The sequence below is a fragment of the Azospira sp. I13 genome, from assembly GCF_003112695.1.
Classification (GTDB): Bacteria; Pseudomonadota; Gammaproteobacteria; order Burkholderiales; family Rhodocyclaceae; genus Azospira.
Window position 1 is genome coordinate 368,229 of sequence record NZ_BFBP01000003.1, and the last position, 14,739, is coordinate 382,967.

The following is a 14,739-nucleotide window of genomic DNA, read 5'->3' on the forward strand; positions in this document are numbered from 1 at the left end:
CTGGAAGGGTTCCTGCCCTGGCAGCCAATAGGGACGGGCCTCTCGACCATGCCATGATGAAGAATGGCGTCCCTATTGCCTCCCAGGCCTATCGCCTTTTCGCTTTATCTCTGAGCGCTCTGTGTCCTCTGTGGCTAAAAAGAGGTTTTCATACCGTCAGCGCTTATCCACTCGCCGCGCCAGCCATTGGCCGAAGAACTGGATGCTCTGCACCAGGATCACCAGCAGCACGATGGTGATCAGCATCACATCGGTCTGAAAACGATAGTAGCCGTAGCGGATGGCCAGGTCGCCGATGCCGCCGCCACCCACCACGCCGGCCACGGCGGAGTAGGAGAGGAAGCTGACGGCGGTGATGGTCACCGCCAGGATCAGGCCGGAACGGGCCTCCACCAGCAGCACCTGGCTGACCACCTGCAGGGGCGAAGCGCCCATGGCCTCGGCGGCCTCGATGACGCCCCGGGGCACGTCGCGCAGGGTCTGCTCGATGAGGCGGGCGAAATAGAAGATGGCAGCGAGGGACAAGGGCACGCTGGCGGCCAGGGGGCCGATGGAGGTGCCGACGATGTGCCGGGTGAAGGGCGACACCGCCACCAGCAGGATGATGAAGGGGAAGGAGCGGAAGACGTTGATGAAGCCGTTGGCCACCAGGTTGAAGCGGCGGTAACGGCCCAGCACCTGGCCTTGGGAGGTGAGGAAGACCAGGATGCCCAGGGCGCCGCCGACGATGATGGCGGCGGTGAGGCAGATCACCATCATCAGGCCGGTCTCGCCGGCCGCCTTGCCGATTTCCGGCAGCAGTTCGATGAAGGTATCGAGGATGGTGGGTTCGGCAACCGCAATTTCATCAGCCATGGGCGGCCTCGCTCAGCAGGTGTTGGGGGGCGGCCTCGGTGTCGTCCGTGCCCGCTTCGTCGCCTTCGGCATCGCCAAAGTCGCGCAGCCACTGGGCCAGCTGGGAATCAGGCGGGATGCGGCCGTTGGCGATGGTCAGGCGTTCCACGATCTGTCCCGCCTCCATGACGGAAACCCGGTGGCAGAGGCGGCGAATGACGCCCATCTCGTGGCTCACCAGCAGGATGGTGACGCCCAGGCGGCGGTTCACGTCCGCCAGCACTTCCAGCAGGGATTGGGTGGTGCGGGGGTCCAGGGCCGAGGTGGGCTCGTCCGCCAGCAGCACGTGGGGTTCCGGGGCCAGCGCCCGGGCGATGGCGACGCGCTGCTTCTGGCCGCCGGAAAGCTGGGCCGGATAGACCCCGGCCTTCTCGGAAAGGCCGACGAATTCCAGGCAGGTCTTCACCCGCTCGGCAATGCGGGCCTCGTCGGCCCCGGCGATGCGCAGGGGGAAGGCCACGTTGTCGGCCACGGTGCGGTTATGCAGCAGGTTGAAGTGCTGGAAGATCATGCCGATGCGCTGGCGGGCAGTGCGCAGGGCGGCGGGGGAGAGAGTCATCAGGTCCTGGCCGTGTACGATCACCTGGCCGGCGTCAGGCCGCTCCAACAGGTTGGCGATGCGCAGCAGGGTGGATTTGCCGGCACCGGAGAAGCCGATGATGCCGTGGATCTCGCCCGGGGCCACGTCCAGATGGGTGGGCTGCACGCCCACCTGCTGGCCGTCCGGGGTGCGGAAACTTTTGCTGACGCCGCGCAGCGCAATGGCCGGGGCGTCGCTGGTTTGAGTTGTCATTCTGGGAAAAGCGCTGTTCTGGGTGTTATGGGCGGTTTGGACCGGCCGAATCATCGAAAGTGCCGAAAGTGCCAAATGCGTCGAGCGCAAAACAATCGTCGGGTCGGGGCCGCCAGGGAGGGGAAAACGGCAAAGGCGGAACTTTAGCCCTCGAACCCAGGGCTGACAAGCTGATGAATGCTATGGATTTCCCGTAGCCGGACCGGGGGAGGAGGCATTTTTCTGCCGTCGTCATTTTCCGGACGCCGGACCAGGCGAGCCCCGCCAATGTAGCGCCTGTTCCGGTCCGGGGGAAAGACCGCTTCTTTCTTTCCTTATAACGCCAGGCGCGGCTATTGGCGTACTTCGGCGGCGGGGAAGGCGTCCACCAGGGTGCGAATGTGCTGCTGGATGACCGGCACCAGGTCTCGGCAATGCGCTGAGTCGCCATGGCGCGCCGCATGCTCCAGCTGCCGGGCTTCCTCGACAAAGCCATGGGCGGCCAGCGTGCCGAACAGCCCTTTCACGGTGTGGGCGCTGCGATTGAGAGTGGGCCAGTCCTCCGCATCCAGGGCTGCGTCGAGGGCCTGGATGAGGGCCGGGGCATCCGCGGCGAAAATGCCTTCCAGTTCGGCGAACAGGTCTTCATCCCCCACCATGTCGATGCCCTGAGCCCGGTTGTAAGCCGGCAGAGGGGCGGCCGATGCCTCTGGCAAGGTGGTCGGGAAAGGGGCTTTCTCCTCCAGCGGCGCAGTGCTCCGGGCCGGCTGGTGGTTGGCCATGGTGCTGAGTACGCGGCGGAACTCGTCCACCATGGCGGCAAAGTGGATGGGCTTGGAAATGTAGCCATCCATGCCCGCCTCCAGGCAGCGGGCCCTGTCTTCGGCCAGGGCGTTCGCGGTCATGGCGATGATGGGCAGGGCGCTTCGCGCTTGCGCGCTCTCCCGCCGGCGAATTTCCCGGGTGGTGGTGACGCCGTCCATCTCCGGCATTTCCATGTCCATCAGGACCAGGCGGTAGTCCCGCTGTTCCAGCTGTACCAGACAGTGGCGGCCGTTGTCCGCCACGTCGTAGTCCAGGCCGAGACGGGCCAGCATGGCGGCTCCCAATTGCTGGTTGATGCTGTTGTCGTCCACCAGCAGCACGGGCCCGCCCACCAGGGCGGCCATGTCCTCCACGCCGCTTGCCACACGGCTCTGCTGGCTCGAAGGTTCCGGTGCCGCCGCCACCTGCAGGGGGAGATGAACCCAGAAACAGGTGCCCACCCCTACGGCGCTGTCCACCTGGATATGCCCCCCCATGGCTTCCACCAGTTCCCGGGAAATGAGCAGCCCCAGCCCGGTACCGCCGTATTTGCGGGTAATCGATTCGTCGGCCTGGGCAAAGGGGTGGAAGAGGCGCTGCAAGGTGTTGTCGTCCATGCCGATGCCGGTATCCCGGATGCTGATGACCAGGCTGCCTTCATCTACCCCGGCCCGCAGTTCCACCGAGCCGGCTTCGGTGAATTTCACCGCATTGTTGAGCAGGTTGATGAGGACCTGGCGCAGGCGGGTGGGGTCGCCCTCGATGTAGCGGGGTAGGTCTGGAGTAATGTCGGCCATGAAGGCCAGCCCCTTGCTGCGGGCCTTGTCGTGGACGATGCTGGCCACCGCCCCGATGGCTTCGGGCAGATCGAAGGCGATCCTTTCCAGCACCAGGCTGCCGGACTCGATCTTGGCATGGTCCAGCACGGCGTTGATGAGCTCCATCAGATGATTGCCGGAGCCGTTGATCAGGGCCACGTAGTGCTTCTGTTCCGGCGGTAGGGCCGCATCTTCCAGCAGTTGGGCAAAGCCGAGAATGGCATTGAGCGGAGTGCGCAGCTCGTGGCTCATGCGGGAGACAAACTCGGACTTGCTGCGGCTGGCCCGCTCCGCCTCGTCCCGCGCTTCCCGGGCTGTGGCCAGGGCGTGTTCCCGGGCCAGGTTCATGCGCTGGATGCGGCGGATGAACAGGATGCCCACCAGCCCGGCCAGCGCCACCACCAGCACCAGCAGGCCCAGTTCGGCCAGGGCCAGGCGTTCCTTCTGCACGGCAATCTGGGCTTCGAGCAGGCGCAGGTGCTCGTTGCTGTCGAAGAACAGGCGATTGGCGTTCTCGTCCAGGCGGTGAAAGAGGGGCGGAACATGCTTGAGGAAAGTGGCGATCTGCTCCTCCTGACGCAGGATGCCATCCCGGTTGCCCTGGTCCTGGGCATCCCAGCGCCGGACCAGCAATTGCTGCAGTTCCTGGCTTTTTTCACGGATCAGGTCGAGGAGCGGCGCCAGTTCGATCAACTCCATGACATAGCCCCGGGTGCCCGGGTCCGGGTGGTAGGTGCTTTCCCGGACCATCTCGTCCCGTCCCTCCAGGTTCAGCAATACCTCCTGACGGACGGTTCCCCCCTCCTGCAGCACCTGGAGATCGTGCTGCAGCTTGCGCAACTGGTTGTCGATATTGCGCCTGACCAGATTGCCGCCGGCCGGATTGACCGTCACCGCCATCTTGTAGAGGTCCCGCTCGATGCCGTGGATGCTGCGGATGATTTCCTCGCCGACGAAAATCCGGGCCCGTTCGTTGCTGCTGCGTTGGCTCAGTTCATCCTGAAGACTGCTGAAGAACATGCGCAGGCCAATGACGACCAAGAGGCCGCTGAGGAAGATGATCACCAGCCAGCGCAGGGAGGTGTCGATGGCGACCCGGCTGCTGGCAGTCTTGCGCGGGAAGATGGAAAACGGGGACAGGAAGGAAAAGCGCATACCGAAAGCTGAAGTACCTTTATTTGCGATCCACAGGGGTCTTGTTATCCAGGAAACCATACTTGCGGAAGATGGCTTGTCCTTCCTCGCTGGCGGTAAAAGCCATGAAGCGCTTGCCCAACTCCTTCTGCCGGGAGAAGGTCAGCTGGTTGAGCAGCAGAGCCTGGGGCTTGGCCAGCTTGGGGGCCAGGTCGATTACCTCCACCTTGCCCAGGTTGTCGGGGAAAAATGCGGTGGCCCGCCAGTTCAGGGTCAGGTCGGCCTCCCCTTTTTTCATGGCGTTGGTAAGGCTGCGGGAATCCGGCACCAGATAGGCCGCCTGGCGGATGACCTTGGGGTAGATGCCCAGATCGTCCAGGATGTCCTTGGCCTCCTTGCCGACGCTGCCGGATTCGGCGTTGCCGATGATGGCAATGAGGTCCTTGCGCAGCATTTCCCGCGGGTCGGCCGTTACCTTCTTGGGGTTGCCCTTTTGCACCATCAGGGCCATCTGGTTGTAGCCCACCGTGAGGTAATCCCCCAGCAGTCCTTCAGCCAGGTGCTTGCTCCGGTAGGTGGGTTCCCCAGGCAGATAGACGTCGCCCTGGCCGCTTTTCTTGGCGGACTGGTACAAATCCTCCGAACCACCCTGGGCGATGGTGATTTTGACGTTCTCCCGCTTTTCAAAGAGGGTGGCGATTTCGGTCATCGGCCGGACCATGGTGATGCCGCAGTAAAGCAGCAACTCCGGCTTGCCGGTTTGCGCCAGACCGAGCACGGGAAGCAGCAGGAACAGGGCGAAGCAGCCGCCAAGACGGCGAAGCAAGGTGAGACAGGACATAAGTTCTCTCTGAGAAATGCGAGCATTGGTAAAACAGCTTTCACTGATTTTCATCCTATGCCCACTCCTGGTGCATCTCAACTGGGGTAATGCCGGGGGCAAGCCCAGGGCAGCGCTGGGGAGGTTCAGCCCAGGGTTCTTTTGAGCATGTCGATGAAGGCCTGGGTGCGGGTGGGCAGCAGGCGTCGGCCTGGGGTGATGCACCACACCGTGACGCAGGGCAGCTCCCATTCGGGCAGCACCCGTTGCAGCCGGCCGCTATCGAGATAGGTTTGAACAAAGCGATCGGTCAGGGCGACGATGCCCATGCCGTGGGCCGCCAGGGTGCGCTGCATGCCGACGGAGTTGGCGGCCAGGGGGCCGCTGGGCATGCCTTCCCAGCGTTCATTGCCCCGGTTGAGGCGCCAGGGCTGGGCCTCGCCGCTGCTGGTGATGAGCCGCAGGCAGGTGTGGTCGAGCAGCTCCGCCGGGGTCTGGGGGGCGCCGTGGCGGGCAATATAGGCGGGGCTGGCATAGAGGTTGGTCTGGAACTGGGTGAGGCGGCGGGCCACCAGGGTGGCATCGTCCGGCAACTGGCTGGCGACCCGCACGGCCAGGTCGAAACGTTCGGCCACCAGGTCCACCCGGCGCGGCGAGAGGTCCAGCTCCAGCCGCACGGCGGGGTAATGGGCGGCAAAGTCGATGAGGGCCGGGGCCAGGTCCAGTTCACCGAAATCCGGCGGCATGGAGACCCGCAGTACGCCCTGGGGCGTAGCCTGGCGATGCAGGGCCAGGGCGGCGGTGGCTTCGGTTTCTTCCAGCAGGCGGCGGGCATGATCGAGAATGCCTTCGCCGAATTCGGTGATGGTGAGGCGACGGGTGCTGCGGGTCAGCAGCCGTTCTCCCAGGGTGGTCTCCAGGGCAGTGATGCGGCGGGAGAGGGTGGATTTGGGCAAGCCCACCCGCTCGGCGGCCTTGGAGAAGCTGCCGGCCTCCATGATGCGGGCGAACAGCACCAGATCGTTGGCATCCAGGTTCAGGTCGGGGGTCATGGGGGCTCCGGCAGGGGAAGGTCTATCGTTGCATTAATGGAACAATGATATCCATATCGATGGCTTCCGGAGCGTTATTGAGGGTAATAAAGTGCACTCAATGGTTCGCTAGCCTCCGCCCCGCGGGAGCGGAACCCCAACTTCAACGGAGAAACGATCATGAAAATCCTGCAAATCAACGCCAGCGCCCGTTCCGCCGGTGCCAATTCCACCCGTCTGGCCGATGCCATTACCGCCCGCCTGGTGGCTGCCCATCCTGGCGCCGAGGTGCAACTGCGCGACCTGGCAGCGAATCCCCACCCGGTTCTCGACGAACCGGCGCTTGCCGCCCTGTTCACTCCTGCCGACCAGCGTACGCCTGAGCAGGCCGCCCGCGTGGCCCTGGATGATGCCCTGATTGCCCAGGTGCAATCCGTCGATGCCATCGTCCTCGGCGTGCCCATGTACAACTTCGGTGTGCCGGTGCAGTTGAAGGCCTGGATCGATGCCATTGCCCGGGCCGGCGTGACCTTCCGCTACACCGAGAAAGGACCGGAGGGCCTGATCAAGGGCAAGAAGGTGTACGTGGCGCTGGCTCGCGGTGGTCTCTACCGGGGCACTCCGGACGATTCCCAGGTGCCCTTCCTGCAGAGCGTGCTGGCCTTCCTCGGTATGACCGAGGTGGAATTCATCTACGCCGAAGGCTTGGCCATGGGCGCCGAGTCTGCCTCCAAGGCTTTTGCAGAGGCCCAGGCCCAGATCGACGCCATCCATACCGTCGCCGCCTGATGGCTTGGCCTGCCGCTCCCGGCCCCATGGCACGGAGCGGCATGGCCGGCTGTCGAAGCTTTACCAGCCCTTGATTGGTCGCCGGGCCGCGGCCGGCGCTCAGCCGCCGGCATTGTGCGCACCATCCAGTCACAGCCAGCCGCCGTGCGGCAGGAGAACCCTCATGAGTACGATCATCACAGATGCCCCCCGAGCCGCCAGTACGGTGACAACGTCCGCCGCCGGACGCGCCGTGGAGCGTCTGGTGCGCGGCATGGCCACCGCCGACGGGGCCGGCGTGCGCCTCACCCGGGTGCTGACCCAGGACCTGCAACGCCGCCTCGACCCGTTTCTCATGCTCGATGCCTTCCGTAACGAAAATCCGGAGGACTACATCGGCGGCTTTCCCGATCATCCCCACCGGGGCTTCGAGACGGTGACCTACATGATTGCCGGCCGCATGCGCCACCACGACAGCGCCGGCAACAGCGGCCTGCTCGGGCCGGGAGGCGCTCAATGGATGAGTGCCGGCAGTGGCCTCGTGCATTCGGAATTGCCGGAGCAGGAGCAGGGCCTGATGGAAGGCTTTCAGCTTTGGCTGAATCTGCCGGCCGCCCGCAAGATGGGGCCGCCGGCCTATCGCGACATTCCGCCCCAGTCCATCCCGGAGTACACCGATGCCTCGGGCCTGCGGGTGCGGGTCATCGCCGGCAGTAGTGCCGGTATCCCCGGAGCGGTGCAGCGCCCGGATACCGATCCCCTCTACCTGGATGTACACCTGCCGGCAGGGCTGCGTTTCTTCCAGCCCCTGCCCCTGGGCCACAATGCCTTTGCCTACGTCTATCGCGGCGAGGTGGACATCGCCGGAACCTTGGTGCCGGCCCAGCATATGGCCATTCTCGCCAACGATGGCGCGCCGGGGGCGAGCATTTATGCCGCCAGCGAGGCCCGTCTGCTGCTCATTGCCGGGCAGCCCCTGGGGGAGCCCATCGCCCAGTACGGGCCCTTTGTCATGAACCGCCACGAAGAAATTCGCCAGGCCATTCGCGACTATGAGGCCGGGCTGTTTCATCATCCGGCGGTTCAGTCCCTGGCCTGACTTCGCCGTTGCTGCGGACGCTTCCCCTGCGGCGCGTGGGGCGGCGGCGCGTGGCGTTTTGGATTGGCCGGCAGGGTGCCGGGCGGGCCTGGTGATGCTAGGCTGGTCGTCTGGAGGTCGGATGGTGCTGACAGGAGGCCGTCTTCCTTGGGGAAGGCGGCCTTTTTTTGTTCCTTGCCCCGGGGTAAGCGCTCCGCCGTAAAATGGACTCAGGCGATAGCGGCCCCTCCACGCCGGTGACAACGCCATCTCAACCGCAATGACAAGGCAGGGAGATAACAATGAAACGTCATGGTCTTTGGCTGCTTCCCTTTATCGTGGCCGCTTGTGGCGGCCCGGGCAGTTATGCGGAGCGGGAGGATTTTCAGTCCGACCCGCGCTTTCGCCGGGATTTCAGCGTGGCGGCGGCCCCCCTGTGTGAAGCGGCGCGGCGGGTGCTGCTGGGGGATGGTTACGTGGTGGCGGTGGACGGGCGCAATGTCAGCGGCGGCAAGGAGTTTCGCGGTGAAGACAAAGCCCATGCTGTGCTGCGAGTGTATGCCAGCTGCGCTGAGCGCGCCGGAGGCGCCACCCTGTTCCTGACCGCTACTGAAGAGCATTTCGACGTCAAGACCACTCGCCAGAGCACCTCGGTCGGCGTGCCGGTGATTGCCCCCATTTCCTTCAGCAGCCGCAGCGAAAGCGACGGACAGGTCAAGACCCGGGGCGAAACCGTGAGTCAGCGGGATTTCTACGAGCGCTTCTACCGGGCCGTGACCCGGGAGCTGGGGAGTGTGGGGCGCTGATTGGCCGGGGGCTGGTGACCAAAGGCTAATGGGGGAGCGCTAGCGGGGAAGGGGGGAGTCAGCCTGGAAAAGGAGGCTGGGGCGCCCCGGGCTGCCCGGAGGCCTAGAAGGGGCGCGGACATCCTCGGAGATCCCTGTCCAGATTGGCTTGCGCTGGTGGGGGCTGGAAGAATGGCGTCCCTATTAGGCTTCCAGGCATTCTCATGGGGTTGCCGTGAAATTTCCTGGCATGGCTGAAGGTTCGGCCAGTCTCCCCGGGGAATGGTTCAGGAAAGCTTGCCGAAGTGCGACCCATGCTGGCGGGGATGGCCGTCGTGGCCGGCGAGGCTGTTGAATGGGCGCGCATCGACAGCGAATCAGCAGCGAATCAGCAGCAAATCACCCCCCCCGAAAAGCACAAACCCCGTCACAGGGACGGGGTTTGCGAGGCTGTCCGGCGCAGGGCACGAATGCCCTGACACTCCGGCTGTCGGGTCAGCTTACTTGCCGGTTTCCACCTGAACCAGGGGCTCGTTGCTCACGGCCACCGGGGCGGGGCGAGGGCGGCGGGGGCGGGGCGCAGCCTGCTCTGCCACCACTGCCTGGGCCTGGCGGGCTTGCTGGGCCTGTTCCTGACTGGTTTCCACCATGACCAGACCGCTGGCTTCGAGGGCCTGGTCGATATCCACCGCCGCAGCTTGAACCGGGGCGACAGGAGATACCGGAGCGATAGGCTCGGCAGCGACAGGAGGCTGGGGCGCAGCAACCGGTGCCACCGGCGCTTCCACCACAGGTGCTGCCACCGTTTCAACTGCGGTAACCGCAGCAACGACCACCGGAGCGGCCGCTTCGGGCTGGGCCACTGCTGCAGCTTCCACGACTACCGGAGCCGCGACGCTTTCCACGGCAACGATCGGTGCCGGCGCAGCTTCCACCACCGCAACAGCGGCCTCGGGGGCGGCGACGACTGCGTCGGCAGGAGCCGCAACCACCGGCTCGATGACTGCCTGAACCGGAGCTGCGACGGGTGCGGGAGCCGCTGCCTGTTGCTGCACGGCTTCGGTGCCGGCCTGCTGGCCTTCCCCATTGCCGGTGGCAACTTCGATGGCGGCATCAGGAGCAGTGTCGACACCTGCTTCCACGGCGGCGTCCGGACGGCGTTCGCCTCGTTCGCGGCGGCCATTGCGACGGCCACGGCCGCGGCGGCCGCCTTCTTCTTCACCCTGGGGCGCCACGTTCTGCTCGGCAGCACCTTCACCGGCTGCCAGCGTCACGGCCTCAACGGTTGCGGCAGCCTGCAGGGCCTTTTCCTCAGTATTTCGTTCGCCGCGGGGCTGACGCTCGCGACGTTCCTTGCGCTGCTCGTTGCGTTGTTCGCCGTTCTCGGCAGTCGCATTGGCGTTGGCATTGCGTTCGCCCCGCTCGCCGCGTTCACCCCGCTGGCGACGGCCTTCCCGCGGTTGCTGCTCGCGGCCGGCATTGTCGTTCTGGGCTTCGGCATTACGCGGCTGGCGTTCGCTGCGCTCGCCACGGCCTTCATTGCGGCCTTCGCTGCGACCTTCAGATTCGGCGCGTTCACCGCGGCCACGGCCACGTTGCTCGCCACGGCCACGACCACGCTGTTCGCCACGACCCTGACCTTCGCTACGCTGGCCACGGCCCTTGCGGGGGGCGGCTGCGGGCTCGGGGGCTGCTTCGGGCGTCTTTTCGCTGCGGAACCAGGAAAGAATCTTGCCGAGCAGACCGCTTTCCGCCTTGGCGGGGGCTGCTGCGGGCTTTTCAGCCACCACGGGAGCGGGCTGCTCCGGGGCGATGTGCTTGATGGCCGCTTCCTGGCGGGGCTGGCGGGCCTCGCTCTGGGCATTGGCCAACTGCTTCACTTCTTCAGCCGGCATTTCCATCATGCGGTAGGAGGGCTGCTGGGTGTCCTCGCTGTTCAGATCATCGTGGCGCAGGCGCTGGATGGTGTGGGCCGGGGTTTCCAGGTGCACATTGGGAATGAGCAGGATGGTGACCTTGTGGCGCAGCTCAATGGCCTGGATGTCCGGACGCTTCTCGTTGAGCAGGAAGGTGGCCACGTCCACCGGCACCTGGGTGTGCACGGCGGCGGTGTTGTCCTTCATGGCCTCTTCTTCGAGGATGCGCAGGATGTGCAGGGCAGCCGATTCGGTGGAACGAATGTGGCCGGTGCCGGTACAGCGCGGACAGGGGATATAGCTGGTTTCTGCCAGGGCAGGACGCAGGCGCTGGCGGGACAGTTCCATCAGGCCGAAGCGGCTGATCTTGCCCATCTGTACCCGGGCGCGGTCATGGCGAAGCGCGTCGCGCAGGCGGTTTTCCACCTCACGCTGGTTCTTCTGGTTCTCCATGTCGATGAAGTCGATGACGATCAGGCCACCGAGGTCGCGCAAGCGCAGCTGGCGGGCGATTTCATCGGCCGCTTCCTGGTTGGTCTTGAGGGCGGTTTCCTCGATATCCTGGCCACGGGTGGCGCGGCCAGAGTTCACGTCCACGGAGACCAGGGCCTCGGTGTGGTCGATGACGATGGCGCCGCCGGAAGGCAGGTTTACCTGGCGGGAATAAGCCGACTCGATCTGGTGTTCGATCTGGAAGCGGGAGAAGAGGGGAACGTCATCCCGGTAGAGCTTGACCCGGTTCTCGTTGGCCGGCATGACCGTGCCCATGAAGGACCGGGCCTGCTCGAAAATCTCGTCGGTATCGATGAGGATTTCACCGATATCGGGCTGGAAGTAGTCGCGGATGGCGCGAATGACCAGGCTGCCTTCCAGATAGATGAGGAAGGGGCCGGACTGGCTGCTGGCAGCGCCTTCAATGGCTTCCCACAGCTTTAGCAGGTAGTTGAGGTCCCACTGCAGTTCTTCGGCGTTGCGGCCGATGGCAGCAGTACGGGCGATCAGGCTCATGCCGCCAGGCACCTGCAGCTGGTCCATGACTTCGCGCAGCTCAGCCCGTTCGTCACCCTCGACGCGACGGGAAACGCCACCGCCGCGGGGGTTGTTGGGCATCAGCACCAGATAGCGGCCGGCCAGGGAAACGAAGGTGGTGAGGGCAGCGCCCTTGTTGCCGCGCTCGTCCTTTTCGACCTGGACGATGACTTCCTGGCCTTCCTTCAGGGCTTCCTTGATGCTGGCGCGATTGTCCACGCCGGGCTGGAAGTAGGCGCGGGAAACTTCCTTGAACGGGAGAAAGCCGTGACGCTCTTCGCCGTAGTTGACGAAACAGGCCTCGAGGCTGGGTTCGATGCGGGTGATGACACCCTTGTAGATGTTGCTCTTGCGTTGTTCCTTGGCGGCTGACTCAATGTCGAGGTCAATCAGTTTCTGGCCATCGACAATGGCGACACGGAGTTCTTCAGCCTGTGTCGCATTGAAAAGCATGCGTTTCATTTATTGGGCTCCCGCACTTTTCGCACGAACGGAGTCCCGGCGCAGGCAGCGACACGATTAGTTGGATTTTGCTTGGTAAGTCCGCATGAATGGCGTGCAACTAATGGTGAAAAGAGGAAGTGTTCCTGAATTCGCTGGAAAACTTTCGGCGGGCCCGGAAATGACCGGGGCCGGGAAATCTGCTCGGGGATCCGACGCGTGCTTAGGGCGCGCAAATCAAGTAGTATCGCTACTTTTGGTGAGCGAACTTAACCAGTTCCGATTTGCGTTGGCTTGATCCCGCACAAGTTGGCACGGGTTGAGGCCGCTCAAGGCCTGCCGGATTTCATGGTTTCCCGCTTCAGTGTCATGCCGCGCACACACAGTGATGCACATGATGCGGCAGGGGAAAAACCTTCTGGTCTCACGGCGCAGCGCCTCTTTCAGGCCGCACGTAAATCCGTTTCAGTATATTCAAAATGCCCGACGTTAGCAAAAATTCCGTAACACGGGCCACCATCAGCGACGACGAACAGGGCCAGCGCCTGGATAACTACCTCCTGCGAGTGTGCAAGGGGGTTCCCAAGAGCCATATTTACCGCATCCTGCGTAGCGGCGAAGTGCGGGTCAATAGCAAGCGGGTCGATGCCGCCTATCGCCTCCTGGCGGGGGATGTGTTGCGTATTCCACCCATCCGGGTAGCCAGTCGTCCCGATGAAGTGGCTGCCGCTGAAGTGGCTGGGCAGGCCGTCAAGGCCGAGCTTCCCTTGCTCTATGAGGATGAGGCTCTCCTGGCGGTAAATAAGCCGGCTGGTATTGCCGTTCATGGTGGCAGCGGGGTGTCCTTTGGCGTCATCGAAGCCCTGCGCCATCAGCGTCCCCAGGCCAAGCTGCTGGAATTGGCCCACCGGCTGGACCGGGAGACCTCCGGCATCCTGCTGGTGGCCAAGAAGCGCTCCGCCCTGACGGCGTTGCACGACATGTTCCGTGAAGGTGGTGCGGGCCGAGGGGCTGACAAGCGTTATCTGGTGGCTGTGCAGGGGCGCTGGATGGATCCGCTGCGCCACTGCCGCCAACCGTTGTTCAAGTACCTGCAAGAGAATGGTGAACGCCGGGTGCGAGTGGCTCCGGAAGGCAAGCCTTCTCATACCATTTTCCGTCTGGTGGCTCGTTGGGAGCGTTTCAGCTTGCTTGAGGCGGAACTTCGTACCGGCCGGACTCATCAGATTCGCGTGCATCTGGCCCATCTGGGCTACCCCATCCTGGGGGATGACAAGTATGGGGATTTCGCCCTCAACAAGGAATTGCAGCGGGAGGGCTTGAAGCGCATGTTCCTCCATGCTTGGCGGATGCGGCTTCCCCATCCCTTGAGCAAGGAACCGCTCAGTTTGGAGGCGCCCCTGCCCGAGGCTCTGGCGGGTTTTCTGCATCACCTGAGTGAAAGTGAACGACAGGACTATGGCGAAGCGTTTTGACCTTATCGTTTTTGACTGGGATGGCACCTTGCTCGACTCGGCGGCCGCCATCGTTGCGGCCATTCAGGCTGCCAGTCGGGATTTGGGTGTTGCCGAGCCCACAGATGCCCAGGCTCGCCACGTCATCGGCCTGGGCTTGTCGGATGCCTTGCGCTCCGCCGTGCCGGGGTTGGCTGCAGACGCTTATCCGCAAATGGTGGAGCGTTATCGTTACCACTACCTTGCCCGGGATCACGAACTGGCATTGTTTGCCGGTGCAACCGAGTTGGTGCAGGAACTGGCGGAGGCAGGGCATCTGCTTGCAGTCGCCACCGGTAAGAGCCGCATGGGGCTGGATCGGGCTTTCAAGGTAAGCGGGCTGGGTGCGAGCTTCCATGCCAGTCGTTGTGCCGACGAGTGTTTTTCCAAGCCCCATCCCCAAATGCTTGAGGAACTGATGGACGAGTTGGGGGCATCGCCGGAGCGTACGGTGATGATCGGTGATACCACTCACGATCTGCTCATGGCCCGTAATGCAGGAGTCCCTGCCTTGGCTGTCAGCTATGGCGCCCATCCGGCGGCAACCCTCGAGGCCCACGAGCCGCTGGCCAGTTTCTCCCAGCTGGCAGACCTGGCGGCATGGCTGCGTCAGCACGCCTGATCTGCGCCAGCGCTGACCTGGAAGAAGGTGGGCGTGGGGTGCGTTTTACCGTCACCCGTCGGGGACGGGAAGAATCGGCGTTTGCCGTGCGCTTTTCCGGGCAGGTTCGCGCCTATCTCAATCGCTGTGCCCATGTGCCCATAGAACTCGATTGGCAGCATGGAGAGTTTTTTGATCACTCCAAGCTATACTTGGTTTGTGCCACCCATGGCGCCCTCTATGCTCCCGAATCCGGCCAATGCCTGGGGGGACGCTGCCACGGCAAGGGCTTGACCCCCCTTGACGTGGAAGAGCGGGACGGCGCTGTTTACTACTTAGATTCGGACTGACCCAA

At 64.0% G+C, this 14,739-nt stretch carries 12 protein-coding genes; 6 read left to right on the forward strand and 6 right to left on the reverse strand.

Features of this window, described 5'->3' with window-relative positions; all coding sequences use genetic code 11:
- Positions 1-156 precede the first annotated feature (156 nt).
- The 5 genes from AZSI13_RS04155 to AZSI13_RS04175 form a co-directional block, all read right to left on the reverse strand.
- Positions 157-855: a methionine ABC transporter permease gene (locus AZSI13_RS04155; RefSeq protein ID WP_109039903.1), complete on the reverse strand. Its 699-nt coding sequence runs from the start codon at positions 853-855 to the stop codon at positions 157-159.
- On the reverse strand, positions 848-1,687 hold the full coding sequence (locus AZSI13_RS04160) for a methionine ABC transporter ATP-binding protein (protein WP_109040034.1): 840 nt from the start codon (positions 1,685-1,687) through the stop codon (positions 848-850). The genes AZSI13_RS04155 and AZSI13_RS04160 overlap by 8 nt, the downstream gene beginning before the upstream one ends.
- A 332-nt stretch (positions 1,688-2,019) precedes the next feature.
- A complete protein-coding gene (locus AZSI13_RS04165) occupies positions 2,020-4,443 on the reverse strand; it encodes an ATP-binding protein (RefSeq protein ID WP_109039904.1) in 2,424 nt (807 codons plus the stop codon).
- A 19-nt stretch (positions 4,444-4,462) separates the two neighbouring features.
- The gene (gene modA, locus AZSI13_RS04170) at positions 4,463-5,263 is read right to left on the reverse strand and encodes a molybdate ABC transporter substrate-binding protein (protein WP_109039905.1); all 801 of its coding nucleotides are present in this window, start codon (positions 5,261-5,263) and stop codon (positions 4,463-4,465) included.
- 125 nt (positions 5,264-5,388) lie between these two features.
- Positions 5,389-6,294 (reverse strand): LysR family transcriptional regulator, encoded by a 906-nt coding sequence (locus AZSI13_RS04175; protein WP_109039906.1) that lies wholly within the window; start codon positions 6,292-6,294, stop codon positions 5,389-5,391.
- Between the two features lie 159 nt (positions 6,295-6,453).
- On the opposite strand from AZSI13_RS04175, the gene AZSI13_RS04180 reads away from it, so the two are divergent.
- From AZSI13_RS04180 to AZSI13_RS04190, 3 genes are all read left to right on the forward strand, one after another.
- Positions 6,454-7,062: an FMN-dependent NADH-azoreductase gene (locus AZSI13_RS04180; protein ID WP_109039907.1), complete on the forward strand. Its 609-nt coding sequence runs from the start codon at positions 6,454-6,456 to the stop codon at positions 7,060-7,062.
- Between the two features lie 163 nt (positions 7,063-7,225).
- On the forward strand, positions 7,226-8,140 hold the full coding sequence (locus AZSI13_RS04185) for a pirin family protein (RefSeq protein WP_109039908.1): 915 nt from the start codon (positions 7,226-7,228) through the stop codon (positions 8,138-8,140).
- Positions 8,141-8,421: 281 nt separating this feature from the next.
- A complete protein-coding gene (locus AZSI13_RS04190) occupies positions 8,422-8,925 on the forward strand; it encodes a DUF2242 domain-containing protein (protein WP_109039909.1) in 504 nt (167 codons plus the stop codon).
- A gap of 479 nt (positions 8,926-9,404) precedes the next feature.
- Here the strand turns inward: AZSI13_RS04190 and AZSI13_RS04195 are convergent, their stop codons facing one another.
- Entirely contained in the window at positions 9,405-12,311 is a 2,907-nt protein-coding gene (locus AZSI13_RS04195) for an Rne/Rng family ribonuclease (protein ID WP_109039910.1), read from the reverse strand.
- Between the two features lie 458 nt (positions 12,312-12,769).
- Here AZSI13_RS04195 and AZSI13_RS04200 point away from each other — a divergent pair, with 458 nt between their 5' ends.
- From AZSI13_RS04200 to AZSI13_RS04210, 3 genes are read left to right on the forward strand one after another with little or no spacing between them, the layout of a single operon-like run.
- Positions 12,770-13,765: an RluA family pseudouridine synthase gene (locus AZSI13_RS04200; protein ID WP_109039911.1), complete on the forward strand. Its 996-nt coding sequence runs from the start codon at positions 12,770-12,772 to the stop codon at positions 13,763-13,765.
- Positions 13,749-14,405, forward strand: a complete 657-nt coding sequence (locus tag AZSI13_RS04205) for an HAD family hydrolase (RefSeq protein WP_109039912.1) — start codon at positions 13,749-13,751, stop codon at positions 14,403-14,405. Before AZSI13_RS04200 ends, AZSI13_RS04205 begins: the two co-directional genes overlap by 17 nt.
- Positions 14,384-14,734 (forward strand): Rieske 2Fe-2S domain-containing protein, encoded by a 351-nt coding sequence (locus AZSI13_RS04210; RefSeq protein ID WP_109039913.1) that lies wholly within the window; start codon positions 14,384-14,386, stop codon positions 14,732-14,734. The genes AZSI13_RS04205 and AZSI13_RS04210 overlap by 22 nt, the downstream gene beginning before the upstream one ends.
- Positions 14,735-14,739 lie beyond the last annotated feature (5 nt).

Excerpts from the sequence above, each read along its gene's own strand:
- AZSI13_RS04165 (WP_109039904.1), bottom strand. The coding sequence starts at position 4,443 with ATGCGCTTTTCCTTCCTGTCCCCGTTTTCCATCTTCCCGCGCAAGACT.
- AZSI13_RS04180 (WP_109039907.1), top strand. The coding sequence starts at position 6,454 with ATGAAAATCCTGCAAATCAACGCCAGCGCCCGTTCCGCCGGTGCCAAT.
- AZSI13_RS04195 (WP_109039910.1), bottom strand. The coding sequence starts at position 12,311 with ATGAAACGCATGCTTTTCAATGCGACACAGGCTGAAGAACTCCGTGTC.
- modA (WP_109039905.1), bottom strand. The coding sequence starts at position 5,263 with ATGTCCTGTCTCACCTTGCTTCGCCGTCTTGGCGGCTGCTTCGCCCTG.
- AZSI13_RS04190 (WP_109039909.1), top strand. The coding sequence starts at position 8,422 with ATGAAACGTCATGGTCTTTGGCTGCTTCCCTTTATCGTGGCCGCTTGT.
- AZSI13_RS04175 (WP_109039906.1), bottom strand. The coding sequence starts at position 6,294 with ATGACCCCCGACCTGAACCTGGATGCCAACGATCTGGTGCTGTTCGCC.
- AZSI13_RS04160 (WP_109040034.1), bottom strand. The coding sequence starts at position 1,687 with ATGACAACTCAAACCAGCGACGCCCCGGCCATTGCGCTGCGCGGCGTC.
- AZSI13_RS04210 (WP_109039913.1), top strand. The coding sequence starts at position 14,384 with ATGGCTGCGTCAGCACGCCTGATCTGCGCCAGCGCTGACCTGGAAGAA.
- AZSI13_RS04155 (WP_109039903.1), bottom strand. The coding sequence starts at position 855 with ATGGCTGATGAAATTGCGGTTGCCGAACCCACCATCCTCGATACCTTC.
- AZSI13_RS04185 (WP_109039908.1), top strand. The coding sequence starts at position 7,226 with ATGAGTACGATCATCACAGATGCCCCCCGAGCCGCCAGTACGGTGACA.
- AZSI13_RS04205 (WP_109039912.1), top strand. The coding sequence starts at position 13,749 with ATGGCGAAGCGTTTTGACCTTATCGTTTTTGACTGGGATGGCACCTTG.
- AZSI13_RS04200 (WP_109039911.1), top strand. The coding sequence starts at position 12,770 with ATGCCCGACGTTAGCAAAAATTCCGTAACACGGGCCACCATCAGCGAC.